This window comes from Pseudoalteromonas sp. 11L1, assembly GCF_055397545.1.
Map to the genome: position 1 here is coordinate 1,683,201 of NZ_AP041141.1, position 25,745 is coordinate 1,708,945.

The following is a 25,745-nucleotide window of genomic DNA, read 5'->3' on the forward strand; positions in this document are numbered from 1 at the left end:
TCTGTATTTTAAGTAAATCGATTCTAAAGCAATATTCGTATTACCCTATCATTATGGTAGACTTACCGCTAATTTTTGGCAGAGAGAATCGTCATCTTGTTACACATTAAGTCCGTTACTTGTATCAAGCAAGAGCGTTGTTTGTTTGATGAACTTAATTTTAGCCTTAAAAGCGGTCAAATCATGCAGTTAGCTGGTCCTAATGGGGCTGGCAAAACATCATTATTGCGCATCATTGCCGGTTTTTCGCTGCCTGATGAAGGTGATATTTTATACCTTAATCAATCTATCAAAAAATATTATGACGAATACGCCAGAGATTTATTATTTATAGGCCATAAAACCGGAGTTAATGTACAACTCAGTGCAGTTGAAAATGTAGCACATTGGTTGGCAATTAATGGTTATGTTAATACACCTGATTTATATCCTTTGTTGAGTAAGTTAGGTTTGGTAGGGCTGGAAGATGTGCCCGTAAGAACATTATCGGCGGGTCAACAAAGACGAGTAGCTTTGGTTAGATTATGGTTATCTGAAGCTAAGTTATGGATTTTAGATGAACCTTTTACAGCGCTCGACAAAAGTGGCGTTGCTTTTTTACAGCAACGTTTTACTGAGCACTTATCAAAGGGGGGCGCTATTTTGTTAACAACACACCAAGACCTAACCACCCACTTTAGTGACCTACAGACCTTGACTTTGGAGTACCGCCACTAATGACACGACAGCACTCATATTGGCAGTTATTTGTCGCGGTATTTAGTAAAGACGTTAAACTCGCTTTTCGCCAGCGTGCTGAAATAGTCAATCCTATCTTGTTTTTTTTAATTGTTATCTCGTTATTCCCATTAGCAATAGGGCCAGAGCCTGGGTTGTTATCAAGAATGGCGCCAGGCATTATTTGGGTTGCGGCTTTATTATCAACCATGCTTGGACTCGATAAGTTATTTAGAGATGACTATAACGATGGCTCTTTGGAGCAACTAATTGCTTCCTCGTATCCATTATCATTAACTGTGCTAGGTAAAGTTGCGGCCCATTGGGTGATCACCGGCTTACCGTTGGTCTTTATGACTCCTTTATTTGCTTTATTACTAAATTTAGAAACAACGGCCTTAATGGCCACGTTATTAACGCTATTACTAGGAACCCCTTTATTAAGCTTTATTGGCGCAATAGGGGCGGGTTTGACTGTGGGATTACAAAAAGGCGGCATTTTAATGAGCTTATTAGTGTTGCCTTTGTATATTCCAGTTTTAATTTTTGCAACTTCCGCTATTGATACCAGCACTATGTCGCTGGATTACAGTGGTCAGCTTGCAATCCTTGGTGCTATGTTAGTCGTTGCGATTATCAGTGCACCAATTGCCATATCATCAGCATTAAAAGTGAGTGTAAGTTAATATGTGGAAGTGGTTACATCCGTATGCGAAAGCAGAGCGAGCATATCAATTATGCAATACTCTACTGCCATATTTTGCAGTAGTAACGGTCGTTAGTATGATTGTTGGTTGGATTTGGGGGTTAGGTTTTGCCCCTGCCGATTACCAACAAAAAGACAGTTATCGTATTATTTTTATTCACGTGCCCTCCGCTATTTTATCTATGGGCGCATATTCATCAATGGCGATTGCTGCCATTGTTGCCTTGGTATGGCAATTGCGTAATGCAGAACTTGCGGTAATTGCAATCGCGCCTGTTGGCGCGTGTATGACTGCAATAGCCTTAATTACCGGTGCCGCATGGGGTAAACCGATGTGGGGTGCTTGGTGGGTATGGGATGCACGACTGACTTCTGAACTTATTTTATTATTTTTATACTTAGGGGTGTTGTCTTTGTACCATGCCTTTGAAGATAAAAAGTCAGCCGGTCGCGCCGCGTCAATTTTAGCCATAGTAGGGGTGATCAACCTACCTATTATTCACTTTTCGGTGGAGTGGTGGAATACCCTGCACCAAGGGGCGAGTATCACTAAGTTTAATCGCGATGCGGTTGACCCTAGTATGTTTTGGCCATTAATGATTAATATTTTAGCCTTTGCCGCGTTTGTCGGTACGGTGACTTTAATTCGTCTTAAAAATGAAATTTTACACCGTGAAAAGCACCGCCCATGGGTGCGACAGTTGTTAACTAAGGGGTAATTATGCAGTTTGACTCGTTTTCAGATTTTATTGCAATGGGAGGCTATGGTTTTTATGTATGGCTTTCTTTTGGTACATGTGCATTGATTTTATTAGGTATTTTATTTAGCTCGTTACGCGACAAAAAACAAATTTTAGCGTCCGTTGAGCAGCAAATTGCACGTGAAACTCGAATTAAAAATTCTAAGCAGGAGCAAACCTCGTGAACCCTAGACGTAAAAAACGCCTTTTGGTTATTATCGCCGTACTCTTTGGTATTGGCGGATCAATTGGTTTAGTGTTGTACGCCTTACAAGAAAATATTAATTTGTTTTACACCCCCAGCGAATTAATTGATGGTAAAGGTCCCGATAAAGAAAAGCCGTTTGTAGGTCAAAAGCTGAGAATTGGCGGTATGGTAGTACCAGGCTCTGTGATCAGAAATGAACAAAGCCTAAAAGTAAGTTTTAAGCTGATTGATACAGGCCCATTGGTAACGGTACGTTATCAAGGTATTTTGCCTGATTTGTTTCGTGAAGGACAAGGGATTGTTGCGCAAGGTGTGTTAGTAGAGCCTAACGTGATTGAAGCATTTGAAGTATTGGCCAAGCATGATGAAGAATATATGCCGGCAGAAGTTGCTGAGGCAGTAAAAGGCATTAAGCACGAAAAGCCAAAATATAACTTAGATAGTGGGAGCTGATATGATCCCAGAAATTGGTTATTTTTCTTTAACATTGGCCATGGTGCTCAGTGTGCTGTTGTGTATTTTCCCACTTTGGGGAGCACACACAGGTAATCTTCGTTTGATGCGCGCAGCGCCATCATTAGCGGTTGGTCAGTTTGCATTTGTTGCTTTGTCGTTCGCTGTTCTTATTTATGCCAGCCTCACCGATGATTTTACCGTGTCTTACGTTGCTTATCATTCAAGTAGCACCTTACCTTGGTATTATAAAATCACCTCTACATGGGGCGGTCATGAAGGTGCTATTTTACTGTGGTTACTTATGCAAGCCGGGTGGACAGCTCTGGTCGCTGTGCGTTCAAAGTCACTTCCTTGGGTGCTTCGTGCTCGTGTATTAGGTGTGCTTGGCTTTTTAGGTGTCGGCTTTATGATGTACACCTTATTGCTTTCAAGTCCGTTTGAGCGTTTATTGCCCTATTTCCCAGTTGAAGGGCGAGACTTAAACCCATTATTACAAGACCCAGGCATGATCATTCATCCACCATTACTTTACATGGGGTATGTGGGGCTTTCTGTGGCTTTTTCCTTTGCTATTGCTGCACTATTAACTGGTAAACTCGATAATACCTGGGCGAAGTGGTCACGCCCATGGACAATGACTGCATGGGGCTTTTTAACCTTAGGTATTACCATTGGTAGTTGGTGGGCCTATGCAGAACTTGGCTGGGGCGGCTGGTGGTTCTGGGATCCAGTTGAGAACGCATCACTGATGCCATGGTTAGTGGCAACGGCTTTATTACACTCTTTAAGTGTGACTGAAAAGCGCGGTGTATTTAAATCATGGACCGTATTATTAGCAATTGCTGCTTTTTCATTAAGTTTACTGGGCACTTTTATTGTTCGTTCAGGGATTATTGTTTCGGTGCACGCCTTTGCAACCGATCCAGATCGTGGACTATTTATTCTTGCTTTCTTAGCCATTGTTGTTGGCGGCGGCTTAGCGCTTTACGGCTTGCGTGTGTCACAAGTTAAAAGTGAAGGACGTTATAAGTTTGTCTCTCGTGAAGTAGCACTTTGGCTAAATAACATTTTCTTAGTGGTTGCCACCTTAATTGTACTATTAGGTACTTTATTACCTATGGTGCACAAAGAAATGGGCTTAGGCAGCATTTCTATTGGCGAACCTTTCTTTAATAAAATGTTTGCCATTCTACTGGTGCCATTTGCGATTTTAATGGGCATAGGGCCATTTTTGCGCTGGAAGCAAAATAAATGGGCATTTTTACAAAACAAAATATTTGTTGGCGCACTAGCCAGCGTCGTTATTACCTGTGCTTGGCTGTTTAGCAGTTATGAAGTGGTTACGCCACTCACTCTGTTAGCGACTACATTGGGTGTATGGATATTTATAGCCACCTTTATCGACCTTTACACCAAGGCCGCAGTTCATGGAACAATTAAACTTGGCATCAAACGCTTAGGTTTAAGTTATTGGGCTATGGTGCTTGGTCATGTTGGTTTAGCCTTTGTTATTGCCGGTATTACCCTTACCTCTGCGTATTCAGTTGAGCGCGATGTAGCCATGAAGCCAGGTGATAGCGTACAGCTTAATCAGTATCAATACCGTTTTGAAGGCGTGAAGACAATTCGTGGTGCAAACTACAGTGGTCATGCTGGTGTGGTAACAGTGTCAAAAGAAGACAAAACGATTGCGCGTCTTTATGCAGAAAAACGCCGATACGATATTGGTATGCAATTTATGACTGAAGCTGCAATAGATGCAGGTTTTACTCGCGATTTATATCTCGCCCTTGGCGAGCAATTAAGTGAAGGAGCATGGTCATTACGTATTTACCACAAGCCGTTTGTGCGTTGGATGTGGATTGGTGGCATTCTGATCTCACTCGCTGGGTTTGTGATTTTATTTGATAAGCGTTATCGCGCTACACCCCGCAAAGATGAATTAGAGGGGGCATTATGAATCGTAAATTGATGGCAATAGTCCCTTTATTAATTTTCATCTTTATTTGTGTGTTTTTATATCAAGGGTTGTTTGCTAACCCTCGGGAAATACAAACAGGACGTATTGGTCAAACCGTACCGACATTTAACTTGCCTGATTTAATGCAAGATAATAAACGTTGGACTGATGAGCAGTTAAAAGGTGATGTGTATTTATTAAACGTGTGGGGCACATGGTGCCCAACGTGTCTAGCTGAGCTTGATTATTTAACTAAGCTTCGCGAACAAGGCATTAAAATTATCGGTTTGTATTATGTGCAAAGCTACGATGCCGACTTTGATGGCCCGTTTGATATGCAAGCTCTGCGTGACGATGTGAGTAATATGCTTGCGCGCGCAGGTAACCCTTATCAGTTTAATATTTTAGATTTAGAGCGCTCTTTGGCGTTAGATTTGGGGGTGTCTGGAGCACCAGAAACATTTTTAGTTGATAAAAATGGTACTATTTTGTTACACCACACCGGTGATATAAACCCTCGAGTTTGGCGCGCTAAATTTACGCCTCTTATGCAGGAGCTTCAGCAATGAGATTGTTTTTATTAACCCTTAGCTTATTTGTTAGTTTAGCTGCGTTTGCTCAACAAGACCGTTATCAGTTTGATAGCAACGATCAAGCGGTTCGTTTTGAAGAGCTAACTAAGGAATTACGCTGCCCTAAATGTCAAAACCAAAATATTGCTGATTCAGATGCCGTAGTTGCAAAAGATTTACGCGATCGCGTATTGGCGTTAGTAAAAGATGGTAAAAGCAAAGACGAAGTCATTGACTATATGATTGACCGCTATGGCTACTTTGTTCATTACGATCCACCAGTAACGCCGGCTACGTTAATTCTGTGGGTGTTGCCAGTACTCATTGTAATAATAGGCTTTGGCTTTATTGTTATTCGCCAGCGTAAAGCGTCGGTAAAACAAACGTGGAGTGACACTGATGAAGTGATGCTCAATAAGTTGATTAAACAAAATAAACGTCAGGAGCAAAGTTAAATGATTCTAATGTGGGCGTCTTTTGCTTTACTCACACTCATTGCATTGCTGTTTATTATTGTGCCTTTTTTAAAAAAAGAGCGCGTAGTAACGATTACTCATAACGCTAATGCTGAGCTTATCAGCATTTATGAGCAGCGTTTAGTTGAACTGCAGGCTGATTTAGACAACCAACGCATAGACTCGCAAAACCACAGCGAGGCAATTGTTGAGCTAAAACGCCGTTTGCTAAATGAATTATCACCAGAAAAGTCACTCAATAGTCGTGGTGATAATCGTATATTTGCTTTAACAGGGGCGGCGTTTTTAATTGCGTTAGCGGGTATATTTTATGCAATGACCGGCAGCCAGCAACAAATAGCGGCTTGGCATGATGCAATGGACAATTTGGCCGATTATGGCCAACGCGCTGTAATGCAAAAAGGTGAGCCGTTAACTAAAAATGAACTGCAAGCGTTTGCATTGGCACTGCGTACTAAGTTAAGCCAAAGCGGTGACGATGAAGTGGCTTGGATGCTGTTAGGGCGTGTGGCTATAATGCTTAATGAGTTTGACATGGCAAAACAGTCATTTGATAAAGCATTGTCAATGAACTCTGATAATATGCAAGCTTTGGTGAGTTACTCGCAGGTATTATTACTTGAGGGCAGTGATGAAAACATGACTCGCGCAGCGGGTATGCTTTCTAAAGTACTACAAGCACAGCCAAATAACCTCGATGCGATTTCGTTACTTGCGCTGATTGCTTTTGAGAGAAAGGATTGGATACAGGCAAAAGCTGCATTTGAGGTACTTCTTGCCAGTATAGACGAGTCAGATACGCGTTATGCTATGATTTCAAAGCGCATTAGTGAAATTGATGGCCAAATAGCTAAGCTAAGTGAGCTAAACAGCCACGACCAGCGAGTTGTACAGGGTATTCAGGTTACGGTTAAGATTGACGAGCAACTCGAAGAGAAACAGCCCAGTAACGGTATTTTGTTTGTGTTTGCTAAAGCTTCTGAAGGTTCACCAATGCCTTTAGCCGTTGTTAAACTGACTGACTATAGCTTTCCAATCACCGTTGAGCTGAGCGACAAGAACGCCATGATGGCGGGGCTAAATTTATCCAGTGCTAATGAAATTGTTATTTCTGCGCGTATTTCTAATGATGATTCAGTGATGCCAAGTACTGGTGAGCTTGAAGGCCACTCTGAAGTACTGCTTCGTAAAGATGTGCGACAAGTGCAACTGAACATTGATACATTAATACCTTAAGGATTTGAGATGTTAAAACAAGGCTTACTTTTATTATGTTTACTCACCTTATCGGGCTGTGCTCAAGTGCCCGAGAGTAAATATGATGAGCGCGATCCCTTACAAAGTGTAAATAGACCCATTTATGACTTTAATATGGACGTACTCGATACCTATATTTTAAGGCCAGCAGCAGTGGGTTACATCACTGTTACACCGCAGCCTGTTCGTCGTAGTATTGTGCACTTTACCGATAATATTACTGCACCCGTTGATATTATAAATGCCGGCCTGCAAGGAAAACCAAGCAGTGCTGGAATTAATTTTGCACGTTTTTTAGTGAATTCAACGGTGGGTGTATTTGGCATATTTGATGTGGCCAGCTCACTTGGGCTTGAAGTAACTAGCGAGGACTTTGGCCAAACTTTAGGTGTGTGGGGAGTGGGTGATGGTGCTTATTTAATGATCCCAGCAATGGGGCCATCTACCGCACGTAACTTAACCGGTGATGTTGTTGATAACCTTGTATTGCCTGAAATAGCACTGACCACGCCACAAACCATTTTAGTGTTCGCACTAAAAGCGGTTGAAGCGCGTGCGTCTTTAATGGCTCAGGAAGGGTTATTAAATGATTCGTTAGATCCCTACTTATTTATTAAAGACATTTATTTTCAGCGTCAATTATACGAGTTATTTGACGGTAACCCGCCAATAAAAGAAGAGCCTGAAGATTTTGATGAAGATTTTTTAGAAAGTCTTTAATTAAAATAGAAACGCCAGCAAATGCTGGCGTTTTTGTTAATGGGCATCAAAGATCTCTTAGCTATCAATCATCACCTGCATTTGCTCACTAACCCAATTGAGAGCTTCGTGGTATGCATCAGGCACTTCATCACCTAAGTTTAGTTGCTGAGCTTTGTCATTCGCAGCTTGCCAATCACCTTGCTCATACAGAGTCACTAAACTTAAGTATTCGGCAAGTAGCCCTTCATTTTTTAATAGCGCTGTTTTTATCTCATTAGATAGAGGTAATTTAAGCATTACGCTGTCCATTTCTTCATCTAATATCGCATCCATAAGCGACATCATGCCAGTTAAGAACGCCATGCCTGTGTCTTTCAGTTTGCCATGTGAAATAGCTAACAACTCACAAAAACGCGCCCGCGTTAACGACAGTCTAATAAGCTCTAATGGCTTATCGGCAGAGACTTGTGCTGCAAACAATAAAGAGAGCAGCTTTTTTATTTCAGCAGCGCCTAATACAATTAGTGCTTGTTTTATAGTGCTTATTTCAGAGCGGCGGGTAAAGGCTGCTGAGTTTGAATAGCGCAGTAGTTTATATGATAAGTTAACATCACGCTCAAATACATCGGTGATTTTTTTAAGATCCATTTCTACACTGGATGTTTCATAGAGCAGTTCAGCCAGTGCCATGCCTGATGGCGGTAAGGCTTTACTTTGCACCATCTCAGGTTTTGAAAAGAAAAAGCCTTGAAAGTACTCAAAGCCCAGTTCAAAAGCTTGGTTGTAAAGCTCGTAGGTTTCAACTTTTTCTGCAAGTAATTTAATATGAGGGTAAGGTTTTAAGTCCTCGATGAGGGCTTTAACGATTTCTATATCGCACTTTAAAAAATCAATTTTAATGATATCAATAAATGGATAAAAGTGGCGCCAAACAGGTTGGTGCGCGTAGTCATCTAGAGCGAGTGTATACCCTTTTTCTTTTAGATCTTTAACTATTGCGAGCAGGCGTTTTCCTGGCTGAACGGTTTCTAATATTTCAATAACTACCCCGTCTTTATTTAATAGCGTAGGGTAGCCTTTTAATAAGGTGTCTAGGGTAAAGTTAATATAAGCGGGTTTATTATCGGTTAAATCTTCAAGGCCAAAATTAAACTGACTGCCTTCAATTAGGCGAGACGTCGCTTCGTCGCCGTCAATATTTGGAAATACGTTATCTACCCCATCACGAAATAAAAGCTCGTAGCCAATTAGCTCCTTATTGCGATCTAAAATGGGTTGGCGAGCAGCGTAAAAATACATATAAGATTCCGTAAAGGTAGAAATTAATTAACATTGTAATAATATATTGGAAAACATTCAAAATAGCATCGGTAAAATGAATTTTATTAATAAAATATCATGGCTTGGGTAATTTTAATTAATCTAAACTTATTGTTTTTACTCTATTCGTTTTAAAAACAAGCGAATGGATGGTTTTTTATCTACTTAAATTAGCGGGTTGGAGTTATTAGCGATTACCGTGTTATAGTTGAGTAGAAAGCTTTTATTCCAATACTGTCTTAATTATAAGATTTCAAGAGTCATTATTTGGATTACAAGCCTATTATTACTTTTTTAAGTGGAGGCGAATTTGGAAACAGGAATGATTATTTCACTGGCATTATACTTTATTGTAATGCTAGGAATAGGACTATACGCATATAAGCAATCTACCAGTGATATTTCAGGGTATATGCTAGGTGGTCGTAATTTAGCCCCCAGTGTAGCTGCCCTATCGGCTGGTGCATCAGATATGAGTGGTTGGTTATTAATGGGTTTACCTGGCGCAATGTATTTATTTGGATTGAGTAAGGTTTGGATTGCAATTGGTTTAGTATTAGGTGCATGGGCAAACTACTTTTTAGTAGCACCAAGACTGCGTGTTTATACTGAAAAAGCCAATGACTCCATTACTATCCCTGATTTCTTTGCAAACCGTTTTGATGACAACAAAAATATCCTACGTGTTATCTCTGCAATAGTAATTATTGTTTTCTTTACCTTATATACTTCATCGGGAGTTGTTGCCGGTGGTAAGTTATTTGAAAACTCATTTCAAATGAGTTACGAAATGGGCTTATACATCACCACGGGTGTAGTAGTGGTATATACCTTGTTTGGTGGTTTTTTAGCGGTTAGCCTTACAGACTTTGTGCAAGGCTGTATCATGTTTATTTCGTTGTTGGCAGTGCCAATTGCCACCTACATGATGCTTGACCAACCCTTTATGGATACCTTAGCAAATGCAAACTATCAGCAGTTACTAAGCTCGCCTAAAGCAAGCGAAATTCATTCTTTAAGTATGCTTGACTGGTTTGCGGGCGGTTCTACCATTGCTATTATTTCTGCAATGGCGTGGGGCTTAGGTTACTTTGGTCAGCCGCATATTATTGTTCGCTTTATGTCTATTCGCTCAGTAAAAGAAATGCCAACCATGCGTCGTATTGGTATGTCTTGGATGACGCTATCCGCTATTGGTGCGGTATTTACCGGGCTATTTGGCGCAGCATTCATGATTGAAAACCAAATGCCGATTGCCGACAAAGAAACAATCTTCCTAGTATTAGCTGAATTAATATTCCATCCGTTAATTGCCGGTTTCCTACTAGCGGCTATTTTAGCTGCGATTATGAGTACTATTTCATCGCAACTATTGGTGTGTTCAAGTTCTTTAACTGAAGACTTTTATAAGATCTACTTAAATCGTAATGCTTCGCAAACTGAGCTGGTATTAGTAGGGCGTATTAGCGTGATATTGGTTGCGTTATTTGCAATCTACTTAGCGTATGACCGCAATAGTTCAATACTAGATTTAGTAAGTAATGCATGGGCTGGTTTCGGTGCTGCATTCGGTCCACTGGTATTGTTTAGCCTTTACTGGAAGCGTATGAACTTAAAAGGGGCTATTAGTGGTATGGTTGTAGGTGCACTAACGGTGCTTGTGTGGATTTATGCGCCTATTACTATTAATGGTGAGAGTTTAAGTAGCGTGATCTATGAAATCGTCCCTGGCTTTATTTTAGCAAGTATTGCGATTGTAGTAGGAAGCCTTATGACAGCTGAACCGAAAAAGGAAATTACTGATCTGTTTGATGAAGTTGAATCGTCATTATAAGTGATTAGTTAACCTAAGTTTTGGTTTAAAAAATGCCAACCAGTTTAACTGGTTGGCATTTTTATTGACTGACTTTTAACATTAGCAAATAGTGATGATTTACTCGCTTTTAGCTATCATTATTTAAAGGCATAAAAAAAACTGAATTCGAATACCGAATTCAGTTTTTTAATAATTACTATTAGGTTTTTAAAAGTACTAACTTGCAGCTTTATCTTTTATATCTGCAACGTTATCTGACTTTGTTTTTTTAGCTTTTGCAGGTACTTCTTTAGTCCCCTTAAGTACCGCCATAAAGTCGTCTTTACTTTTCGCAATCTCAAGTGCAAGCGACTCAACTTGTTGTTCACTTAGCGGCACATCTACTTTTTCAAGCATTAGTTCTAGTGACTCGGCGATATCGAGCATTTTGTCATAGGCATCAGCTTCTTTTTTAGTAGTAAACGTCATGCGCTCGACTCCGTTTCGTTCTACAACATATTTAACAACAACAGCCATGATTTCTCCTGCTTACTTACGTGGCAATATGATTATTTTAAATCATTAGATTACTGTTTTTATGTACAGTACAAGCTTGCGCGTTATTTTGCAAGCTTTAGCCTTAGTTTATCTGCAGCTTAGTTGACAATAAAGGCTGACTCTACTTTATTTATTAAGTCACTTTATAACGCGTTGCAGTAAAGGAGTCGCAAGGAGTGATTGTTACCGTTAGTACTTAGTAACCACAACGTTATGTAAAAGTGCTGGGTGTAAATAATCAACGAATGTTCATGTAGGAACGCAAAAGGAAATAGTATGAAATTAATTAAAATAATCTCGTTAGCAGCTGCTTTATGTTTATTACCTATGGGTACCACCTTTGCGCAAAGCGATATGCTATCAGAGCAGATGCAATCAGCCATGGTTAATATTAATAGTGCTGATTTAAAACAGTTAATTAAGTTACCAGGTGTCGGTAAGAAAAAGGCACAGGCAATTATCGATTATAGAGAAGCTAATGGTGATTTCGCATCACTTGAAGATCTAGCTAAAGTAAAAGGGGTGGGTAAAAAAATGCTAGCCAAACTTGATGGAAAGGTGACGTTTTAACTAAAAAGGGCGCTATGCGCCCTGATCAAACTGTTTTAAGGCAGCACCAAGGTGCTTTTTAGCAAAGTTAATATCTACTGGTGCTGTTAATAGCGGATAGCTCAACCCAGCTACAATTAAAAAGGGCACCAGTAACCAACCTTCGAAAAGAGTAAATATTAAAAAGAATGGGCTTAATAGCATCAGCTTTAGTATGCGTATAAAGACCCTGTCACTGGGTGATAGCATGCTTAAAGAGATAGCTATAACAGTTTGTCGTTGACGAACTTTTAAATGTTTAAGCTCATCAACTTGGCTTGAAAAAAAAGTAAACATATTAAAGTGACTTTTTAGTAATTAATCGACTGGCCACTAATATAAACAGTGTGGCGGTAAAGAGTACAAAAATAATTTCCATCCACGCTGGCATACTTAGGCTGGCAAATTGCCAATCTATATTTCCGCAGTCACCTGTCGCTTCAAAAAACTGCGGTATCCAGTGATGTAACGGTATAAATTCTGGAAAGTTTGGCTCAAATTCACAGCTAAATGCAAATGGGTCTGTGGTTGTTTGCATTTCAATGTGCTCACGGGCTATTAGTAACCCCCATACACTTGAAATCCCCCAAACAGCATAAGCGACAATACGTACTATGAGGCTGTTTGGTTTACTGGCTCCAATCATACCCGCAAAAAGTAGGCCTAATACTGCGGTGCGCTGGTATATGCACATAATGCATGGCGCTAACCCCATGTTGTATTGAAAGAAAAGTGCAGTAACTTCAAGCAGAAAAACAATCCCACTGAATAATAACCAAGGTGTACGCTGAGTACTTAGATTAGCAAGCCAGTTCATAACAATTCCGTATTTAAATAAGGGCTTAGATTATGACTTAGGATAAACAGCGGGGCAAGTAAAAGGAAAAAGCGAGGAGCTATGAAAGCTTTTCGCACCTCAAAGTTAGGGATACTCTGTTACATGACTTTCCCCAGAGCCATCAAGTTAATCCAGTTGTAAGAGCTAGTCAAACTGTCTCGTATGAATAATAGGTGGGCATTCATATTGTGTTTAATTTCTACCAGTAAAGTTACCCTTTTAATCACATACCTAGGTAATTTAACTTACTTTACTTGTTAGTTGTGACTTGTCTGGTACAATCAGTCAGTTAATCGTATGTAGCGATGTAATGTGAATTAATTCGAGTAGGAATTGAATGAGAATTTTTAAAGCGAAAAGCCCAGCAGGATTTGCTGAGGAATACATAGTAGAGTCAATCTGGAATGGTGATTTCCCTCCAGGTTCAATTCTGCCAGCTGAGCGTGAACTCTCAGAGTTAATTGGTGTTACTAGAACCACATTGCGTGAAGTGTTACAACGATTAGCAAGAGACGGTTGGTTAACAATACAACATGGTAAACCTACTCGCGTAAATAATTTTTGGGAAACGTCAGGGTTAAATATTCTTGAAACACTGGCCCGTTTAGACGAAGACAAAATGCCAGAGTTGACCGATCAGTTACTTTCAGCACGCACCAACATCAGCGCAATTTACACCCGTGCAGCAATAAAGCTTGCACCAGAGCGCGTTATTGAAATTTTATCGCAAAGTGATGAACTAGAAGACAGTGCGCAAGCATTTGCTGATTATGACTATAAAGTGCACCATGAGTTAGCTGTTGCTGGTCACAATCGCATTTATGTGCTTATTCTTAATGGTTTCAAAGGCTTTTATTCTAAGATTGGTTGTCATTACTTTTCAGATCCTCGCACTCGTGAGCTTGCACGTCAATTCTATAAAGATCTAACTAAGCTTGCTGAGAATAAAGAGCACGATGGTGCGATATCCATGATGCGTAAGTATGGTCATCAAACCGGTGAAATATGGCAACATATTCGCGGTGATATGCCTAGCGACATTATGGATTAGAAAAAAAACCTGCTTTAAGCAGGTTTTTTTATGAACAATAATCCGTGTGTTTATCAAGCGTTCGCTATTTTAGAACGGCGCTATCTATAAATACGATTGTTAATTTATTTTTGATAGCCATAGAATAATGATTAATTAGATATGGTGCTATTGTAATTTAATAATTAGTGCCCATATTACTATCAGTATTGCGTAAGCAATTGACAATAAACTCAAAATATTTGGAGAATAAAATGGGTGTATTAGTAGGCCGCCAGGCACCAGACTTTACCGCTGCAGCTGTTCTAGGTAACGGTGAGATTGTAGATAGCTATAACCTTCACGAAAAAATCAAAGGTAAAAAAGCAGTAATCTTTTTCTACCCACTAGATTTCACTTTTGTATGTCCTTCTGAGCTTATTGCTTTTGATAAGCGTTATGCAGAATTCCAAAAACGTGGTGTAGAAGTAATTGGTGTTTCAATCGATTCACAGTTCTCACACAACGCATGGCGTAACACCGCAGTAGCAGACGGCGGTATTGGTAAAGTTCAATACGCACTAGTTGCAGACGTTAAACACGAGATCTGTAAAGCATACGACGTTGAGCACCCAGAAGCGGGCGTTGCATTTCGTGGTTCTTTCTTAATCGACGAAGAAGGTAACGTACGTCACCAAGTAGTTAACGATTTACCACTTGGTCGTAACATCGACGAAATGATCCGCATGGTTGATGCATTAGCATTCCACAGCGAGCATGGCGAAGTATGTCCTGCTGGTTGGACTGAAGGTAAAAAAGGAATGGATGCAAGCCCTGAAGGCGTAGCTAAATTCTTATCTGAAAACGAAGGCGAGCTATAATCTAGCCCTTTAGTTTAAGATAAAAAAAACCGCCATATTGGCGGTTTTTTATTGCTTTTAATTAAAACGAAAAGCTCACTTTAGTGTAAATGTAACGACCTCGAGGGTTGTGTACACCCGATGCGTAACCATACAGATCTGAATCACCGTCACCAATTGCAAATGGTGGCTCTTCATCAAATAAGTTATTTACACCTAGCGATACTTTTGCAGACTCAGTAATACGGTATGATGTTTGTAAATCAACCAATACTTGAGAATCAACAGTGCGTGATGTATTACTATCGAAGTCTAAGTTGCCATCGAAATCGATATCTGGCGTATCTTCAAACTCACCCACATAACTAATGTTCATATTCGTGTTGAATTGGCCAATTTCCCAGTTTGTTGAGAAAATCCAACGGTGCTCTGGGTAGCCATATTCACCAGTGTAATCGCGGCCGTCTTTTTCAAATTTATCTTGGTAAGCCCATTCTAAATTGAATTTTAGTAAGCCTAACTCATCCAGTGAATGATTGTAGTTTGCTGAAATATCAACGCCAGAAACTTCTTGTGATGATACATTTTCAAAAGTACTGAATATCTTTTGAATAGTTCCTAGGCTGTCAGTACCTGATGGTGGTAAGCGTACACATACCGTACTATTTTGGTTATTACACTCTGAGTTGTAAATTGGACCAAACTCTTGCTCATCAATTTTATTATCTTGGGTGATACTCCACACATCAATACTTAAACCAAAGTCAGTTGTGGGTGCCCAAATGAAGCCGACATTCCAAGATTCAGATTCTTCAGCTTCTAAATCTGGGTTACCGGCAAATTCAATGTTGTAATCTAGCGGGTCACAATCTTTACCTGTTGCATCACAGCGGTAATTATCAATAAAGAACTGACTCTCTTGAGATGGCCCTAAACCTACTTGTGCAAGTGAAGGTGCTCTAAAGCCTTGCGCCCAAGAACCGCGAACCGTGATTTCATCACTAGGTGCCCAGCGTAAAGCGACTTTAGGGTTTGTCGTAGTGCCAAAGTCACTGTAATCATCATAACGGCCCGCAAGTTGTAGCTCTAAGTTTTCCGCAAGTGGAATTGAAAACTCTACATAGGCAGCGTATTGGTCGCGCTCTGCGGCAGCTGAAACTGACTCGGTACCAAAGATTAACCCACGTTGAAATTGATCATCTGGCGTATCAGTTACGTCTTCTTCGCGGTATTCAATACCGGCCGCCATCATGACAACATCATCACCAAAGTTAAATGCTTCACCTGAAATGTTAGCATCGAACGACGTCATATGAGACTCACCTTGGCGAACCAAACTCGTTGTGATTCTGTCAACAACAGCCGGATCGTTGTAAGTGCCGCCAAATGGGTTGTAGTTACCTGCGTCAATCTCTTGTTGTAAAAAGTCGGTGCGAACCCAACCTTGTGAACGATCCCCTGTTTGTAATGACTTGCTACGCCCTTTTTGTACCGCTGTTTCCCAGCTCCAGTCGTTAATTTCACCTTTTAAACCAGCAACAAAACGTAATGTGTCTGATTCGATATCCCATTGACGCGCGCCTGCATCCACTGTTCTGTAACGACCAATTTCTATATCTTGACCAAATGGGTTATTTGGATGATTCCCTGGTACGGTTAAACCCGCATCTTCATCAAGTGGCGTTGGTGCGCCAGCTGCAACTGAGCTGTTATGCTGTACAGCCATTTCTAAAAAGCCGGTGATGCCATTGTCGAAGCGGTATTCAAATTGTGAAATTGCGCCTACACGTTCTGATGCAGGGGCAATATAGCCGAATGGACCATAGTCAAATAAGCAACTACCACTTGATGTTGCATTTTCAGCAGGACACGAAGGATCGATTGTTTTAACGCCATCTACGTAAAAGTAGCCCGGGAAGCCACGTGATGAACGAAAGTCTTGGCCGCCATAAGGAGATTGATTAGCAGTACCTAAACGGCCCATTTCGTCTGATGATAAAGACGTGTTTTTAAAGTAATCAATAATAACGGACGCACTACTTTTTGCACTCGTTGTACCCCAAACAATGCTAGCCGTGGTTTCTTCATAGTTAGGGCCATCTGTGCCGCCGTAACCTAAATTAACTTCAATCCCGTCGATGTCTTTTTTCAAGATAACGTTTACAACACCTGCTACAGCATCAGAGCCATAGATTGCTGATGCGCCATCTTTTAAAATATCAATACGTTCAATTGCTGAAACAGGAATGCTGTTTATGTCAACAAATGAGTTGGTGATCCCTTCAGCAAATGCGCTTATAGCAACACGACGACCATTAATAAGTACCAACGTAGCATCAGCCCCTAAACCACGAAGGCTGACGGCGGCTGAACCATTAGCGGTTGAGTCTTGGTTATTGCCACGGGTTGAAAAAGTACCATTACCTGCAACAGGCATTCTTTCAAGAAGCTGTTGTAGGTTGTCATAACCCATGTTTTCGATGTCTTCTTTATTAATGGATTGTACTGGCGATGGGCCTTCGATATCGGAACGTTTGATACGAGAGCCTGTTACTTGAATACGTTCTACTTTTTCTGCAGTCTGCTGTGCAGCGTAAGTTGTTGTACTAAAACCTGCTGACAATGCGATAGTAGCACCGATGATTAAGCTCGGTGTAAATGCAATTGATTGCTTCATCCTTAAGTCCTTGTTGATATGTTATAATTTACTTGTTTTTTCAAGCCGAATTATTAATACCATGTAACTTAACTGTTATCAATTGACTGCAAAGCTGATTTTATTATCGGCACGAATATATACTGATTTTCTCAATAATGAAAAACAATGGGATACTCGCTATCTGGTGCGGGAGAGTGCTTTGGTCATTATTAAAAAATAAATCACTGAGCGACTTTAATTTGTAATAATTTGTATTTTCTTAAAAATTTAATCAAAAAAAACGCCTAACATGATGTTAGGCGTCTTTATTTAAACTTTGTGTTTCATTAAACGTTCTTTTTCACGGGACCAATCTTTATTTTTACCATCTTCACGTTTGTCATGCATTTTCTTACCTTTAGCTAAATGGAATTCAAGCTTCACCCAGCATTTTTTCCAATACATAGCGGTGGCAACTAATGAATAACCATCACGTTCAGTTGCACCAACTAAGCGGTCAAGTTCACGCCTGCTTAGTAGTAATTTACGGTAACGTAGCGGGTCACAAATAACATGTGTTGATGCACTATTTAAAGGCTGAATGGTACTACCTAATAAAAATGCTTCACCGTTTTTAAGATGAATGTAAGTTTCAGAGATATTTACCTTACCTGCTCGGATACTTTTTACTTCCCAGCCTTGGAGTTCAACACCTGCTTCAAACTTGTCGTGTAAAAAATACTCGTGTCGCGCTTTTTTGTTTAGCGCGATGGTATTACTTGTCGATTTTGATGAATTTTTCTTAGCCATAGTGCCCTATAATATACGTTATACAAGATGTTTTACATCGATTTTTTAAATTATACATGCAAAAGCGAAGGATTAATTTAAGCGCGATGAAAGTTTGGGGAAACGCACAAAGCTTGCTAAAATTCCTGCACACAGTTGGGAGTGAGTATGCCACAAATAGAAAAAAGCGCGCTGGTTATGTACAGCACTAAAGAGATGTTTGATCTAGTCAATGATGTAGAAGCCTATTCACAGTTTTTACCTAATTGTTCAGACTCAAAAATTATTAAGCAGCATGATAATAACATGACCGCTAGTTTAGAAATATCCAAAGCCGGTATAAAAAAATGGTTTACCACTGAAAATACGCTAATTGATGAGCAAACAGTGATGCTTCGCTTGGTTGATGGCCCTTTTAAAACCCTACAAGGTCGCTGGCACTTTCAGCAATTAGATGCGCAGGCGTGTAAGGTTAATTTACAGTTAGAGTTCGAGTTTTCAAGTAAGCTAATAGAGCTAGCGTTTGGTAAAATTTTTAATGATGTGGCTAAAAACATGGTGAGTGCATTTACTCAACGTGCAAAAACCGTGTACGGAGAACGTGCATGATAAATATTGAAGTTGTGTTCGCGTTACCCACTAAGGCAACCACGTTAAATATAGAGGTGCTGCAAGGTACAACGGCTGAGCAAGCAGTAATACAGTCAGGGATTATTAAAAAGTGCCCTGAGATTGATGCAACCGATTTAACTTTAGGCGTATGGAACAGAACGGTAAAGCTTAATCATGAGCTTAAAGATGGCGACAGAATTGAAATTTACCGCCCATTAATTGCCGATCCTAAAGATGCTCGCAGAAAACGTGCTGAAAAAGCCAAAGAAGAGGGCCGTGCTAATAAAGTCACTGGTGGCCGGCCGTTAGATCGTTAGACACAAAAAAGGTGAGCCATGCTCACCTTTTTTAACAACACTTTAATAGCTTCTTATTGCTCTAAAGGTGTTGTAAAGTTTTCTGGTTGCTCATAGTCGCCCGATACCGTAACTAGCTTCTCATTTTCAAAGTTTAATACTAATGATTTATATTGTTCATTAGCACGTCCTTTATTAAAGCTGTATACATAACGCCAAGTATTTTTATCGAAGGCGTCTTCGGCAATGGGTCTGCCTAGTACGTATAGTACTTGTTCGCGAGTCATATTAACGCGAAGCTTATCAACGTCTGATTGTTCTAAAAAGTTACCCTGAGGGATGTTGATTCTGTATACCCAGCTAGAACAACCTGCGGCTGAACTAAGCGTTAAAGCGACGATAAGCCAAAGAGACAAAGTTTTTAACGACTGCATTGTTAGTTGTGATCCTTATTTTTTATAATCTGCATGATACCGATTAGTTACTCAAGGTAAAACCCTTTTGAGTAATTGTTTTTGTTTAGAGTGTTAGGGCGAGGTTTTGACCATTAGTAATCAAAAAAGTTTAAACAATGAGTTGAGCAATAGTAAAAATAAACCGGCGACTTGGTCACTTTATATTGTGCAAACACGGTTTGGTCATTGGTATACCGGCATTACGGTTGATGTAGCCCGACGTATCGCTACTCATCAAGCAGGTAAAGGGGCAAAAAACCTCAAAGGTAAAGGGCCGCTGGTGCTCATTCATCAACAACAAGTAGGTACTAAAAGCGACGCGAGCAAATTAGAGTATGCGATTAAAAAACTTCCACGAGCAAAAAAAGAGGCTTATGTTGCTGCTTTTAAAGGGGGCCTTAATACCACAGGGCTTGTCAAAAGCTGATTAATAAATGCCTCAATTAGCAATACGGCTTCTTGATAGAGGGGAGTATTTATATTTTCGAGCGTATCTTTAGTACTATGATGGAAGTTATCTGCCCCCATAGAAAAGTACACATACGGGATTTTTTGTTTAGCGAATGAATAATGGTCGCTGGCTCTGTGCCAGTCGATTTGTTTAGTGTTGGTGAGTCGGCTCATTTTTCGTGATGAATAAACAGGCTTTAATTTGATCTTGTCACCGTTAATCTGAGTAAGTAAAGGGTTAAGCTGGCTTTTTAATGCGCGACTTGTTAGTGCGTATAACCGCTTATGTGACTTTTTAACTGCCAACATATCTAAGTTAATATTTAAAACAATTGGGAGTTGGCGCATTGTTTTGGCAAAGTGCTCACTGCCGTGTAAACCATTTTCTTCAGCGTCTGTTGCAACAAACATAAAGCGATATGAAGAAGAAACCGTTAGCGCATTCGATAAATAAAGTAATGCAGCAACACCCGAGGCATTATCGTTAGCACCTAGGTGTAATTTTCCTGCTTGTAGACCTAAATGATCATAATGCGCAGTAATAACAATAACAGGTAAATCTTTTACAGTATTAGTGGCAATAATATTAACGCCTTGTGCGTTAGAAAACAGCCCTGAGGAATAAGTAAAAGGTTGTTCACTTACTGTGAGTTGATGCCCTTTGAAGCGTGTTTTTAAATACTCTCTAGTGAGTAATGCTGCATGGCTATTCGTTTTTCTACCAGCTAATTCTGGGCTGGTTAGTATAGTTAAATCAGTCAATAATTGCGGCTCAATCTGTTTACAAAGGCCGCTCCAACTTATAAAAAAAACGATGCAGGTTAAGCTAAATAATTTAATAATGATTCGCCTTCGCAGTAAGTGATTTTAATGCAATGAGCTTATTGTCATAGCGCTGTTTGTGATGAATGAAGTCTGCTTTTTTTCTAGCTTTACGTAGATGAAACTCCGCTTTAGTTATATTACTTAATTTAAAGTAACTGCGCGCCAACCCAAAGTGACTTTCATGTAATGTTGGCGACATAGCGTTAGCTTTTTTATAATGACTAATCGCATTTGTATAGTCACCACTTACATAGTCACTGTTACCAAGCGATATATGATAATAAGGGTTAGTTTGGCGCTTTTTGTCAAGTTTTGCCAATAGCTTTTCGCCTTCGGCTACTCTATCTGTGAGTTTATATAATAATGCTAAATTACCTTGCGCAGTATTATCATTGGCGTTTAAGGCAATGGCAAAATGATACATTTTCTCAGCTTGTTGGAGGTCATCTAATTGTTTAAAGAGTACTCCTAAATTCCCCCAGCTGGCACTAAATGAAGAGTCGGTATTGATAGCTGCTTTAAAATAACTATAAGCTAAATCAAACTGCCTATTAATCAGTGCCTCGCCGCCTTTGTTGTTATAAAACATGGCGGTCACTCGTTTTTTTGACAGCGATGAAGTTGCAAAACGAGCTTGTCGGCTATTAGGATCAAAATCAATGATTAAACGCTTATTACGCTGATAAACAAGTGAGCTGTCTTTGAATTTAGTCTTATTGTCTATAGCAATGTTTATGTGCCCAGTGAGTAAATTAAACCCTCGATTTAACGCCCAGTACTCAGGAATATGTACTTTCTGAAAGCGAGCCTTCAGGCCTAAATGTTCGGCTAAGCTATACGCTAAAATAGAGAGGGAAAGACAGTTAGCATTTAAATCTTGATAGCTTTGAGACGCCGTTTGTGTGCCAGTAGATTGATAAGATAGTGAGTTATCACCATTTGAGAGTAAAAAACTGAGTAGACTATAGGCAATTTCATCAGCAGATTTATTTGTTTGTACGTAAGCACTTAATTGTTGTTTAAGGCTCTTATCGAGTTGAAATATTTGCTGTTCAGACTCTACAAGCTGCTGTTTAAGTTGCATTGGGGGAGTAATAATAGGGGGGGGCGTGCTTAAATTGGCGTTATATGTAGTGCTACACGCACTTAAACTCAGCAAACAAGCAGCCAGTAAATAATGTTTAGCTTGAACAGCACTCATACACACCTCTGTACAAAAAACACACTCAAGTATAGTGGTTATTTCATACAGAGGTTATTTTTTAATGTAACAAACTGTTTAACGCTGCTGATTAAACGTGGCTACTAGCGCATCAAGTGTTTGTGCACTGGTGGCTAAATCGCGAATTGCTTGTTCGGTGTTGATTTGTTCACTCATTGATTTATCACTGATCTCACTAATTTGCTCAATACTTCGACCGACATCATTTACAACGCTACTTTGCTGCTCGGTGGCTGTGGCAATTAGAGTTGCCATGTCGTTAATTTCATTCGCTGTTTCAGTAATCGTATTAAGCAACTCAACCGAGCTTTGCATTGCGCTGACGCTTTGTTGGGCTTTACCTTTCGATTGGCTGATATCATTTACAACATCATCTGAAATTTGAGTAAGCTCTTCAATCATTGATTGAATTTCAGTGGTTGATTGCGACGTACGATTCGCCAGAGCTCTTACTTCATCTGCAACGACTGCAAAACCACGACCATGCTCACCTGCACGTGCAGATTCAATGGCTGCATTAAGTGCAAGTAAGTTGGTCTGCTCTGAAATCCCTCTAATTGAATCTACAATACTGGCAATATCTATGGTCTTTTTAGAAAGCAGTGCAACTTGCTCGGTAATACCATCAATATCGCTGGCAAGAGCTGATATTGTCGTTTGGCTTTGTAGTACTTGTTGATGGCTTTGTTTGGTATTATCGCGGCTATCGTTAGTTAACTTAGCTGCATTCGCTGCACTTTGTGCTATTTCTTGCACGGTAGCGCCCATTTCATTAATCGCTGCAGCAACCGAAATAGTTTGCTCTTTTTGTTTATCCAGCGCTAACGAGTTTTGTTTTGCTTGTGCAAAGACATGATCAGAGCTTTGACGAATACCATGGCTTTCATCAGCTACTTGCACAATGGCGGTTTCTATCTTTTCAATAAACTGATTAAAGCCCGACGTCAAATTATTGAGTTCAGGTTGAGGTGATGTGGGTAGACGATACGCTAAATTAGCATCACCTCGACCTAAACGAGAAAACAACTCTGCCATTTTTGATAACGGTGAGGCTAAAGAGCGAGCTAACAAGTAACTGATCACACTTGCGATAAGTGCTGTCATGATAGTGAATGTGAATATTTGCCACTCTAGGGTGTTTACACTTGCGAATACTTCACTTTTTGGTACTTGAGCTAACACAAATAAGTCGGTGTTTTTAATTGGTGTGGCAGCAATCAGCGTGGCTTGTCCGTTAATATTTACTTCTTCTAAAGCAAAACCGTTTTCATCAAGTAATTTGTGATGAATATTAGCACTGTAAATACTATCTATATTAACCTTAGCGACTTTAGCTGCATCTTTATGTAGCTGAATTAAGCCATTTTTATCGGCAATAAATACAAACCCTGACTGTTCAATTTTAAACTGCTGTAGCAGTTTTTGCATATCAGTAATGCTTTTTGCTAATCCCGCTAAGCCGAATCCATTAAGCTGCTGATGATTAACAAACATTTTTACATCGTTTGCAGATTCCTGATAAATACTGATTGAATAAGGTTGTTTAGATTGAGTAAAAGCAAAAAACCAACCATCTGCAGCATCATTTTTTAAAACACGTAAAAAGCCATCTTGGTTCCAATATTGCGCGGTGTTTTTATTAGCCCACGAAGCGGTGGCAAGGTCATATTGCTCAACCAAACGATTGAGTTCTTTTAGTAACAACGCATCGTTGGTGTTGCCAGAGTTTGCCCAATCTAAAATAAAGGTATTGGCAGAAAGCTGCTGTGCTGCGCCTAAAAGTTCATTGATCTCCCCACCAATATGATTACTGATTGTTTGCAGCTTACTTGGCAGTTCTGATTCGATCATGCGTTGCTCAATAATATTCTTTGAGTTATGCAAAGACGTCAAACCAATTAATACAGCAACACAAATAGCAATAATGCTTCCAAGCGCTGTTATTTTTTGAGTAATAGAGAGATTTTGTATCGTCATGGTAGTGCTTATATATTTACAACTGAGGCAATGAGGCGATTATTCTAGCACATTATTTATTTTCGGCTATTGATGAATAATTTACATTTAAATAAAAAAAGCCCACAGCAAAAAGCAAATGGGCTTAGCTTCTAACAATTGAAAGTTCTAGGGTTATAGAGTTACACTATTTTTTTCATTGCCGACATATAACCGCGTAATTTAGCACCCACTTTTTCAACAGGGTGTTCACGCAGTGCGGTATTTATTTGAATCAATGTTTGATTATCTACTTGGTTACTTTGCTCATTTAAGCCTCTGCCAATAACATCGGTATCAATATCTTGCATAAACTCTTGTAGTAGTGGCAAACATGCATGGTTGTATAAGTAACAGCCATACTCTGCCGTATCGGAAATAGTACGATTCATTTCAAACAGCTTTTTACGTGCAATGGTGTTAGCAATTAACGGCGTTTCATGCAATGACTCATAATAGGCAGATTCTTCAATAATACCGGCTGCAGTCATGGTTTCAAATGCCAGCTCTACGCCAGCTTTAACCATGGCTACCATTAAAATGCCGTTATCAAAAAATTCTTGCTCAGTAATTTCTACATCACTCGCTGGGGTTTTTTCAAAATGAGTTTCTGCAGTTTCAGCACGCCACTTTAATAAGTTAGCGTCATCATTTGCCCAGTCTTCCATCATTACTCGTGAAAATGTGCCATCGATAATGTCATCTTGATGTTTGTTATACAGTGGACGCATGATTACTTTTAGCTGCTCACTTAATTCAAACGCTTTTACTTTGGCAGGGTTTGACAGACGGTCAAGCATATTGGTAACGCCGCCATACTTAAGTGCTTCTGTGATCACTTCCCAGCCATATTGAATTAGCTTTGAGGCATAACCAGCATCAACGCCTTTATCAATCATTTTATCAAAACATAGAATAGAGCCAGTTTGTAGCATGCCGCACAGAATGGTTTGCTCACCCATTAAGTCAGACTTAACCTCAGCAATAAACGATGATTTAAGTACTCCCGCACGATGACCACCTGTACCTGCGGCATAGGCTTTTGCTTGTGCCAAGCCATGACCCTGAGGATCGTTCTCTGGATGAACCGCAATGAGTGTCGGTACACCAAAGCCGCGTTTATACTCTTCACGTACTTCTGACCCCGGACATTTTGGAGCAACCATAATAACGGTAATGTCTTCACGAACTTGCATGCCTTCTTCAACAATATTAAAGCCATGTGAGTAAGCAAGCGTTGAGCCGTGTTTCATTAATGGCATAATGGCATTAACAACCGCAGTGTGTTGCTTATCAGGTGTTAAGTTAAGTACTACATCGGCTGTTGGGATTAATTCTTCATATGTTCCCACTTTAAAGCCATTTTCCGATGCATTTAAGAATGACTGACGACGCTCAGCAATCGCTGATTCACGCAGTGTATAGGCTACATTTAAACCCGAATCACGTAAATTTAAGCCTTGATTTAAGCCCTGTGCGCCACAGCCTACAATCACTAACTTTTTACCTTTGAGTGCAGCAACACCATCGTTAAATTCGTCTGCCCCCATAAACTCACATTGTGCCAGTTGCGCCAATTGTTCACGTAAAGGTAAGCTATTAAAATAATTTGCCATGATTAAGGTTCCTATTAATTCAATTTGTTAGATGCATTGCATTTGCTTTGCTTGGAATAACCATATGAAAAATATCTTCTTGCGT

Annotated in this window: 28 protein-coding genes; 17 read left to right on the top strand and 11 right to left on the bottom strand. The window is 39.9% G+C overall.

Translation table 11 applies throughout. The annotated features are described in order from the left end of the window. Positions 1-96: 96 nt before the first annotated feature. From ccmA to ACZ5WS_RS07830, 10 genes are read left to right on the top strand one after another with little or no spacing between them, the layout of a single operon-like run. Complete coding sequence (gene ccmA, locus ACZ5WS_RS07785; RefSeq protein WP_178956402.1) at positions 97-717, top strand: cytochrome c biogenesis heme-transporting ATPase CcmA; 621 nt, start codon at positions 97-99, stop codon at positions 715-717. After that, complete coding sequence (gene ccmB / locus ACZ5WS_RS07790; RefSeq protein WP_138605317.1) at positions 717-1,403, top strand: heme exporter protein CcmB; 687 nt, start codon at positions 717-719, stop codon at positions 1,401-1,403. Before ccmA ends, ccmB begins: the two co-directional genes overlap by 1 nt. A 1-nt stretch (position 1,404) precedes the next feature. Further along, positions 1,405-2,142 carry a heme ABC transporter permease gene (locus ACZ5WS_RS07795; protein ID WP_138605318.1) on the top strand — a complete coding sequence of 246 codons (738 nt, stop codon included), beginning with the start codon at positions 1,405-1,407 and terminating at the stop codon, positions 2,140-2,142. Between the two features lie 2 nt (positions 2,143-2,144). Continuing rightward, on the top strand, positions 2,145-2,348 hold the full coding sequence (gene ccmD / locus ACZ5WS_RS07800; protein WP_008112240.1) for a heme exporter protein CcmD: 204 nt from the start codon (positions 2,145-2,147) through the stop codon (positions 2,346-2,348). After that, positions 2,345-2,824 (top strand): cytochrome c maturation protein CcmE, encoded by a 480-nt coding sequence (ccmE, locus tag ACZ5WS_RS07805; RefSeq protein WP_138605319.1) that lies wholly within the window; start codon positions 2,345-2,347, stop codon positions 2,822-2,824. Before ccmD ends, ccmE begins: the two co-directional genes overlap by 4 nt. Before the next feature lies 1 nt (position 2,825). Beyond that, positions 2,826-4,787 carry a heme lyase CcmF/NrfE family subunit gene (locus ACZ5WS_RS07810; RefSeq protein WP_138605320.1) on the top strand — a complete coding sequence of 654 codons (1,962 nt, stop codon included), beginning with the start codon at positions 2,826-2,828 and terminating at the stop codon, positions 4,785-4,787. After that, positions 4,784-5,356: a DsbE family thiol:disulfide interchange protein gene (locus ACZ5WS_RS07815; RefSeq protein WP_464711444.1), complete on the top strand. Its 573-nt coding sequence runs from the start codon at positions 4,784-4,786 to the stop codon at positions 5,354-5,356. Before ACZ5WS_RS07810 ends, ACZ5WS_RS07815 begins: the two co-directional genes overlap by 4 nt. Beyond that, complete coding sequence (locus tag ACZ5WS_RS07820) at positions 5,353-5,814, top strand: cytochrome c-type biogenesis protein (protein ID WP_178956399.1); 462 nt, start codon at positions 5,353-5,355, stop codon at positions 5,812-5,814. The genes ACZ5WS_RS07815 and ACZ5WS_RS07820 overlap by 4 nt, the downstream gene beginning before the upstream one ends. Further along, entirely contained in the window at positions 5,815-7,071 is a 1,257-nt protein-coding gene (gene ccmI / locus ACZ5WS_RS07825; protein WP_464711447.1) for a c-type cytochrome biogenesis protein CcmI, read from the top strand. A gap of 9 nt (positions 7,072-7,080) precedes the next feature. Beyond that, a complete protein-coding gene (locus tag ACZ5WS_RS07830) occupies positions 7,081-7,812 on the top strand; it encodes an MlaA family lipoprotein (RefSeq protein WP_138605324.1) in 732 nt (243 codons plus the stop codon). A gap of 57 nt (positions 7,813-7,869) precedes the next feature. Here the strand turns inward: ACZ5WS_RS07830 and ACZ5WS_RS07835 are convergent, their stop codons facing one another. Further along, a complete protein-coding gene (locus ACZ5WS_RS07835; RefSeq protein ID WP_138605325.1) occupies positions 7,870-9,093 on the bottom strand; it encodes an EAL and HDOD domain-containing protein in 1,224 nt (407 codons plus the stop codon). A 343-nt stretch (positions 9,094-9,436) separates the two neighbouring features. On the opposite strand from ACZ5WS_RS07835, the gene putP reads away from it, so the two are divergent. Beyond that, on the top strand, positions 9,437-10,948 hold the full coding sequence (gene putP / locus ACZ5WS_RS07840; RefSeq protein ID WP_138605326.1) for a sodium/proline symporter PutP: 1,512 nt from the start codon (positions 9,437-9,439) through the stop codon (positions 10,946-10,948). Positions 10,949-11,146: 198 nt separating this feature from the next. On the opposite strand, the gene ACZ5WS_RS07845 is transcribed toward putP, so the two are convergent. After that, the gene (locus tag ACZ5WS_RS07845) at positions 11,147-11,446 is read right to left on the bottom strand and encodes a YebG family protein (protein ID WP_010387955.1); all 300 of its coding nucleotides are present in this window, start codon (positions 11,444-11,446) and stop codon (positions 11,147-11,149) included. A 297-nt stretch (positions 11,447-11,743) separates the two neighbouring features. On the opposite strand from ACZ5WS_RS07845, the gene ACZ5WS_RS07850 reads away from it, so the two are divergent. Next, on the top strand, positions 11,744-12,037 hold the full coding sequence (locus ACZ5WS_RS07850; protein WP_138605328.1) for a ComEA family DNA-binding protein: 294 nt from the start codon (positions 11,744-11,746) through the stop codon (positions 12,035-12,037). A gap of 12 nt (positions 12,038-12,049) precedes the next feature. On the opposite strand, the gene ACZ5WS_RS07855 is transcribed toward ACZ5WS_RS07850, so the two are convergent. Together ACZ5WS_RS07855 and dsbB are read right to left on the bottom strand one after the other, a co-directional pair. Next, the gene (locus tag ACZ5WS_RS07855; RefSeq protein WP_010387958.1) at positions 12,050-12,352 is read right to left on the bottom strand and encodes a hypothetical protein; all 303 of its coding nucleotides are present in this window, start codon (positions 12,350-12,352) and stop codon (positions 12,050-12,052) included. A 1-nt stretch (position 12,353) separates the two neighbouring features. Then, positions 12,354-12,872, bottom strand: a complete 519-nt coding sequence (gene dsbB, locus ACZ5WS_RS07860) for a disulfide bond formation protein DsbB (RefSeq protein ID WP_138605330.1) — start codon at positions 12,870-12,872, stop codon at positions 12,354-12,356. 358 nt (positions 12,873-13,230) lie between these two features. Between dsbB and fadR the strand changes: the two genes are divergently transcribed. Both fadR and ACZ5WS_RS07870 read left to right on the top strand, forming a co-directional pair. Continuing rightward, complete coding sequence (fadR, locus tag ACZ5WS_RS07865; protein ID WP_464707474.1) at positions 13,231-13,944, top strand: fatty acid metabolism transcriptional regulator FadR; 714 nt, start codon at positions 13,231-13,233, stop codon at positions 13,942-13,944. Positions 13,945-14,177: 233 nt separating this feature from the next. After that, the gene (locus tag ACZ5WS_RS07870) at positions 14,178-14,783 is read left to right on the top strand and encodes a peroxiredoxin (protein WP_008109095.1); all 606 of its coding nucleotides are present in this window, start codon (positions 14,178-14,180) and stop codon (positions 14,781-14,783) included. A 61-nt stretch (positions 14,784-14,844) separates the two neighbouring features. Here the strand turns inward: ACZ5WS_RS07870 and ACZ5WS_RS07875 are convergent, their stop codons facing one another. Together ACZ5WS_RS07875 and smpB are read right to left on the bottom strand one after the other, a co-directional pair. Continuing rightward, on the bottom strand, positions 14,845-17,439 hold the full coding sequence (locus ACZ5WS_RS07875) for a TonB-dependent receptor (protein WP_178956397.1): 2,595 nt from the start codon (positions 17,437-17,439) through the stop codon (positions 14,845-14,847). 291 nt (positions 17,440-17,730) lie between these two features. Next, a complete protein-coding gene (gene smpB / locus ACZ5WS_RS07880; RefSeq protein ID WP_008109102.1) occupies positions 17,731-18,210 on the bottom strand; it encodes an SsrA-binding protein SmpB in 480 nt (159 codons plus the stop codon). 147 nt (positions 18,211-18,357) lie between these two features. Between smpB and ACZ5WS_RS07885 the strand changes: the two genes are divergently transcribed. Next, positions 18,358-18,798, top strand: a complete 441-nt coding sequence (locus tag ACZ5WS_RS07885; protein WP_138605336.1) for a type II toxin-antitoxin system RatA family toxin — start codon at positions 18,358-18,360, stop codon at positions 18,796-18,798. Beyond that, complete coding sequence (locus ACZ5WS_RS07890; RefSeq protein ID WP_008109106.1) at positions 18,795-19,118, top strand: RnfH family protein; 324 nt, start codon at positions 18,795-18,797, stop codon at positions 19,116-19,118. The genes ACZ5WS_RS07885 and ACZ5WS_RS07890 overlap by 4 nt, the downstream gene beginning before the upstream one ends. Positions 19,119-19,171: 53 nt before the next feature. Here ACZ5WS_RS07890 and ACZ5WS_RS07895 read toward each other — a convergent pair whose 3' ends face one another. Next, positions 19,172-19,531 carry an outer membrane protein assembly factor BamE gene (locus tag ACZ5WS_RS07895; protein ID WP_138605338.1) on the bottom strand — a complete coding sequence of 120 codons (360 nt, stop codon included), beginning with the start codon at positions 19,529-19,531 and terminating at the stop codon, positions 19,172-19,174. A gap of 106 nt (positions 19,532-19,637) precedes the next feature. Here ACZ5WS_RS07895 and ACZ5WS_RS07900 point away from each other — a divergent pair, with 106 nt between their 5' ends. After that, entirely contained in the window at positions 19,638-19,979 is a 342-nt protein-coding gene (locus ACZ5WS_RS07900; protein WP_138605340.1) for a GIY-YIG nuclease family protein, read from the top strand. Here the strand turns inward: ACZ5WS_RS07900 and ACZ5WS_RS07905 are convergent. From ACZ5WS_RS07905 to ilvC, 4 genes are all read right to left on the bottom strand, one after another. Next, positions 19,925-20,764 carry a M28 family peptidase gene (locus ACZ5WS_RS07905; protein ID WP_464707491.1) on the bottom strand — a complete coding sequence of 280 codons (840 nt, stop codon included), beginning with the start codon at positions 20,762-20,764 and terminating at the stop codon, positions 19,925-19,927. The two genes, ACZ5WS_RS07900 and ACZ5WS_RS07905, sit on opposite strands and share 55 nt — an antisense overlap. 73 nt (positions 20,765-20,837) lie before the next feature. Continuing rightward, entirely contained in the window at positions 20,838-22,028 is a 1,191-nt protein-coding gene (locus ACZ5WS_RS07910) for a tetratricopeptide repeat protein (RefSeq protein WP_138605342.1), read from the bottom strand. Between the two features lie 78 nt (positions 22,029-22,106). Next, positions 22,107-24,026: a methyl-accepting chemotaxis protein gene (locus ACZ5WS_RS07915; RefSeq protein WP_138605344.1), complete on the bottom strand. Its 1,920-nt coding sequence runs from the start codon at positions 24,024-24,026 to the stop codon at positions 22,107-22,109. 161 nt (positions 24,027-24,187) lie between these two features. Then, positions 24,188-25,660, bottom strand: a complete 1,473-nt coding sequence (gene ilvC / locus ACZ5WS_RS07920) for a ketol-acid reductoisomerase (protein ID WP_198523526.1) — start codon at positions 25,658-25,660, stop codon at positions 24,188-24,190. Positions 25,661-25,745: the final 85 nt, after the last annotated feature.

Bases quoted from the DNA above. Each gene is read 5' to 3' on its own strand.
- ccmB (WP_138605317.1), top strand. From the start codon at position 717: ATGACACGACAGCACTCATATTGGCAGTTATTTGTCGCGGTATTTAGT.
- ACZ5WS_RS07795 (WP_138605318.1), top strand. From the start codon at position 1,405: ATGTGGAAGTGGTTACATCCGTATGCGAAAGCAGAGCGAGCATATCAA.
- ccmD (WP_008112240.1), top strand. From the start codon at position 2,145: ATGCAGTTTGACTCGTTTTCAGATTTTATTGCAATGGGAGGCTATGGT.
- ACZ5WS_RS07810 (WP_138605320.1), top strand. From the start codon at position 2,826: ATGATCCCAGAAATTGGTTATTTTTCTTTAACATTGGCCATGGTGCTC.
- ACZ5WS_RS07815 (WP_464711444.1), top strand. From the start codon at position 4,784: ATGAATCGTAAATTGATGGCAATAGTCCCTTTATTAATTTTCATCTTT.
- ACZ5WS_RS07820 (WP_178956399.1), top strand. From the start codon at position 5,353: ATGAGATTGTTTTTATTAACCCTTAGCTTATTTGTTAGTTTAGCTGCG.
- ccmI (WP_464711447.1), top strand. From the start codon at position 5,815: ATGATTCTAATGTGGGCGTCTTTTGCTTTACTCACACTCATTGCATTG.
- ACZ5WS_RS07830 (WP_138605324.1), top strand. From the start codon at position 7,081: ATGTTAAAACAAGGCTTACTTTTATTATGTTTACTCACCTTATCGGGC.
- ACZ5WS_RS07835 (WP_138605325.1), bottom strand. From the start codon at position 9,093: ATGTATTTTTACGCTGCTCGCCAACCCATTTTAGATCGCAATAAGGAG.
- putP (WP_138605326.1), top strand. From the start codon at position 9,437: ATGATTATTTCACTGGCATTATACTTTATTGTAATGCTAGGAATAGGA.
- ACZ5WS_RS07845 (WP_010387955.1), bottom strand. From the start codon at position 11,446: ATGGCTGTTGTTGTTAAATATGTTGTAGAACGAAACGGAGTCGAGCGC.
- ACZ5WS_RS07850 (WP_138605328.1), top strand. From the start codon at position 11,744: ATGAAATTAATTAAAATAATCTCGTTAGCAGCTGCTTTATGTTTATTA.
- ACZ5WS_RS07855 (WP_010387958.1), bottom strand. From the start codon at position 12,352: ATGTTTACTTTTTTTTCAAGCCAAGTTGATGAGCTTAAACATTTAAAA.
- dsbB (WP_138605330.1), bottom strand. From the start codon at position 12,872: ATGAACTGGCTTGCTAATCTAAGTACTCAGCGTACACCTTGGTTATTA.
- fadR (WP_464707474.1), top strand. From the start codon at position 13,231: ATGAGAATTTTTAAAGCGAAAAGCCCAGCAGGATTTGCTGAGGAATAC.
- ACZ5WS_RS07870 (WP_008109095.1), top strand. From the start codon at position 14,178: ATGGGTGTATTAGTAGGCCGCCAGGCACCAGACTTTACCGCTGCAGCT.
- ACZ5WS_RS07875 (WP_178956397.1), bottom strand. From the start codon at position 17,439: ATGAAGCAATCAATTGCATTTACACCGAGCTTAATCATCGGTGCTACT.
- smpB (WP_008109102.1), bottom strand. From the start codon at position 18,210: ATGGCTAAGAAAAATTCATCAAAATCGACAAGTAATACCATCGCGCTA.
- ACZ5WS_RS07885 (WP_138605336.1), top strand. From the start codon at position 18,358: ATGCCACAAATAGAAAAAAGCGCGCTGGTTATGTACAGCACTAAAGAG.
- ACZ5WS_RS07890 (WP_008109106.1), top strand. From the start codon at position 18,795: ATGATAAATATTGAAGTTGTGTTCGCGTTACCCACTAAGGCAACCACG.
- ACZ5WS_RS07895 (WP_138605338.1), bottom strand. From the start codon at position 19,531: ATGCAGTCGTTAAAAACTTTGTCTCTTTGGCTTATCGTCGCTTTAACG.
- ACZ5WS_RS07910 (WP_138605342.1), bottom strand. From the start codon at position 22,028: ATGAGTGCTGTTCAAGCTAAACATTATTTACTGGCTGCTTGTTTGCTG.
- ACZ5WS_RS07915 (WP_138605344.1), bottom strand. From the start codon at position 24,026: ATGACGATACAAAATCTCTCTATTACTCAAAAAATAACAGCGCTTGGA.
- ilvC (WP_198523526.1), bottom strand. From the start codon at position 25,660: ATGGCAAATTATTTTAATAGCTTACCTTTACGTGAACAATTGGCGCAA.